3 protein-coding genes and 1 pseudogene are annotated in these 3520 nt (G+C 68.4%); 1 reads left to right on the top strand and 3 read right to left on the bottom strand.

All coding sequences use genetic code 11. The annotated features are described in order from the left end of the window. Positions 1-328 precede the first annotated feature (328 nt). Positions 329-925, top strand: a complete 597-nt coding sequence (locus tag AB0L60_RS42330; RefSeq protein WP_364626590.1) for an alpha/beta fold hydrolase — start codon at positions 329-331, stop codon at positions 923-925. Positions 926-989: 64 nt separating this feature from the next. Here the strand turns inward: AB0L60_RS42330 and AB0L60_RS42325 are convergent, their stop codons facing one another. The 3 genes and pseudogenes from AB0L60_RS42325 to AB0L60_RS42315 form a co-directional block, all read right to left on the bottom strand. Next, positions 990-1247 (bottom strand): hypothetical protein, encoded by a 258-nt coding sequence (locus AB0L60_RS42325; protein ID WP_364626587.1) that lies wholly within the window; start codon positions 1245-1247, stop codon positions 990-992. A gap of 416 nt (positions 1248-1663) precedes the next feature. Next, positions 1664-2578: an ADP-ribosylglycohydrolase family protein gene (locus AB0L60_RS42320; protein WP_364626584.1), complete on the bottom strand. Its 915-nt coding sequence runs from the start codon at positions 2576-2578 to the stop codon at positions 1664-1666. A 100-nt stretch (positions 2579-2678) separates the two neighbouring features. After that, positions 2679-3520, bottom strand: a pseudogene (locus AB0L60_RS42315) (DNA-directed RNA polymerase subunit beta); the annotation flags it as partial.

Here is a 3520-nt window from a genome sequence, read left to right as displayed (position 1 = left end):
CGCAGTGGTCACATCAAGGCCATATCAGAAAGCTCGGGCCGGCCCTCTACGGGCCAACCCTGGCCACCATTTAACCCTTTGTCACCAGGCTCTTACACGAACTCGGGATCACCCGCCGCGGTGCGCTGTGCGATGCTCTGCAACGCCATCCGTACGTCATCTGACGGATTCCCGGCGCTCGCCCGGCTTCCGCGGCTCCTTCGCCGGCGACGAGTCCGACGCCGTCGCCTGTCCCGCCCGACACCGGCGGCGAGGGCCTTGCCAGTCGAATGCCAGTGTCGTCGTGCAGGCTCGATGGTCGGAACGACAACGAGAGGACTATCGAGCAGTGAGCACCATCGTGGTCTCGCACGGACTGCAGGCCCGTGCGGACAGCGTCTGGTTTCCCCCCTTCCGCGCCGAGCTGACCGGTCGGGGGCATCAGGTCGTCATCCCCAATCTGCCGAATACTGATGCGCCGCAGCGTGATCCATGGCGCGAGGCGTTGGCGGTGGTAGCCGCCGCGAGTCGGCCCGAGGACACCGTGCTGGTCGGCCACAGCATCGGCGCGGTCAATGTGCTGCGCGTGCTCGAGGCGCACGATCCGGCCGCGGGGGTCTTCGCCGGTGTCGTCCTGGTCTCGGCCTCGGTTCACGAGGTCGGCTACGACCTGCTCGCCGGCTTCTTCGCGGGTGACTTCGACTGGACGCGAATCCGCGCCGCCGCCAAGCAGTTCCGGGTGCTCCAGGCCATCGACGACCCGGTCAACGCGCCCGACCCGCTCGAACACGTGGGCGTTCTGATCCGCGAGCTCGGCGCGGTCGCCACCGTCCTCCCCGACGGCGGTCATCTCGGGGCCTACCCGGAAGACCACATCGAATTGCCCGAGGCGGTCCGACTCGTCGAGGAATGCCTTGCCGCGCCCCGGGCGGTCCCCGCCGGCTAGCGCCCGTCAGGTGTGCACGGCACCGGAGGCCGATCCCCGGAACCGTGTGCCGTAGGCGCGAATGTCACTCGTCCACGCAGCGGACGTCGCCGTCCACGGTCTGATCGACGACCGTGAACGGCGGGCACCGCCGCACATTGCCCCACTCACCCGCGATGCACGAGTCGTACTCGTGTGGGTCGTCGGTTGGAACCCGGGTACCGCTGTGGCACCCCTCCGTCACCGGTGCCGCCCCGGCCAAGCCCGCGCCCACGGCCACGGTGGGGGCACTCAACGCGAGACCGATGACAACAATCCCGATTGCCACTCGACGGCGATCCATCAACCCTCCTGATCTCCAGAACTGCCGGGAACTCTCCGAACCGCACCCATGGGCGGTCCCCAGCATCTGATCGGTACGGCGAGCAATGACCGCCCGCCACGAAACAACGACCAAGTATGACGATCGGTCTACCGCCGAGGGAATCCGACAAGCATCACACTCGCCGCGACCGGGGACTCGCCCCCGCGTCGGCATGAGCCCGGTCACACCGCGGCCGCCGATGACTTCCGGATCGACGAACGCTCCCGGCGCCCGTCCGTGTGATCCGGATCTGCGGGGGTTGTTCCCGACCGGTTGCACGCTGCTCCGCGAGAGGGCAGGGCGATCTCCCCGGCCGCGCGGTGGTCGGATTCGGCAGCGCCGTCGATGTAGCCGGCCCTGCGGGCGGTGGTGTCGGAGCCTGTGCCGCCCGACGATTACCGTGCGGGTGTCGTCACCCAGGAGGGCAGGGGTTCCCGCGCCGATAGCCATTCGCGGGGCACTCCGCGCAGGTCGCCGTCGGTGCCGATGCCGGTGTGGGCGGCCACGATTCCGCCGACGATGGCGGCCGTGGTGTCGGCGTCACCGCCCGCCTCCACGCACGCGGTGATCGCGGCCGGGTAGTCCCGGAGGAAGGTCGCGGCGGTCCAGAGTGTGAACGGCACCGTGTCGTGGGCGGTGACCTGTGCGCCGTTGCCGAGGTCGTACGCCGCCTCGGCAACCGATCGGCCCAGCAGCTTCCGCGCCCGGCGCACGCCGTCGGCGGTACGCCCATCGACCAGATACGGCTCGACAGCGTCGAGCAATTCGTGTGGCGCACAGTGTTTTCCGCGCGTGGTCGCCGCGTGGCTCGCCGCGACGGCGACGGCCATCGCGCCGATGATCGCTTCCGGGTGCCGATGCGTCACCTCGGCCGAGAACGCGGCCTGCGCCGCCACCCGGTCCAGTTCCCCGGGGAACGCCGCCCCGAGCGGGGCAACCCGCATCGCCGCGCCATTGCCCCAGGACCCGCGCCCGTCGAACAGCGCGCCCGCCACATCAGCCCAGGGTCGGCCATCGCGAATCTGGTGCAGTAGAGCGACGGTACCGCCGCTGTATCCCCGATAGGGCTCACACCGATCGGCGAACGCCGCCGCCAGCGCATCGCGGTCGATTCGGCCCCGCGCCCGGATCTCGTCGAAAACTGTGCAGGCCATTTCGGTGTCATCGGTCCACTCCCACGGTGGGGCCGGTGGCCGACCGGCGATCAATTCGGGCACCGAACGCCCGGGCACGAAGAACTGCGCCCCCAACGCATCCCCGACGGACAGCCCTTCGAGACTGTCTCGGGCACTATTCGAATGAAAAGACATACGGCGGACATCCTGCCAACCGCGTTGAGTCGTCGCAATGCTGGAACCAGCGCGTGTGCCGCGTCCCGGGGAGCCGGGACACGGCACACCGCCGGGTGGATCAGCTGGTCAGGTCGGTGATTGTGGCGGATTCGTTGTGGGTGAGGGTGATTCCGAGATTGGTGGCCGCGCGGTCGAAGTCGTCGTCGGGTTGCTGGAGTTCGACGGCGGCGCCGGCGGAGAGGACTTCGACATTGAGGCAGAGAGATTGGAGTTCTTTGAGCAGGACCTTGAAGGATTCGGGGACGCCCGGTTCGGGGATGTTCTCGCCCTTGACGATCGCCTCGTACACCTTCACGCGGCCGACAACGTCGTCCGACTTGATGGTGAGGAGTTCCTGCAGGGTGTAGGCCGCGCCGTACGCCTGCATGGCCCAGCACTCCATCTCGCCGAAGCGCTGACCACCGAACTGCGCCTTACCACCCAGCGGCTGCTGCGTGATCATCGAGTACGGACCGGTCGAACGCGCATGGATCTTGTCGTCGACCAGGTGGTGGAGTTTGAGGATGTACATGTAGCCGACGGCGATGGGGTAGGGGAACGGCTCGCCGGTGCGGCCGTCGAAGAGGGTGGCCTTGCCGTCCTCGCCGACCATGACCTCGCCGTCGCGGTTGGGCAGCGTCGAGCCGAGCAGACCGGTCAGCTCTTCCGTGCGGGCGCCGTCGAAGACCGGGGTGGCGAGGTTGGTATCCGGTTGTGCGGATAGCAGTTCCGCGGGCAGACGCTGCGCCCAGTGGGGGCGGATGCCGTCGGTGAGCCGAATGTTCCAGCCCGCCTTGCCGATCCACCCGAGGTGGGTTTCGAGGATCTGGCCGATGTTCATACGACGCGGCACACCGTGGGTGTTCAGGATGATGTCGACCGGCGTGCCGTCGGGCAGGAACGGCATGTCCTCCTGCGGGA

The organism is Nocardia sp. NPDC051981 (assembly GCF_040680715.1).
Classification (GTDB): Bacteria; Actinomycetota; Actinomycetes; order Mycobacteriales; family Mycobacteriaceae; genus Nocardia.
Note: the sequence above shows the minus strand (reverse complement) of the source record. Positions and strands in the feature narration are given on the sequence as shown.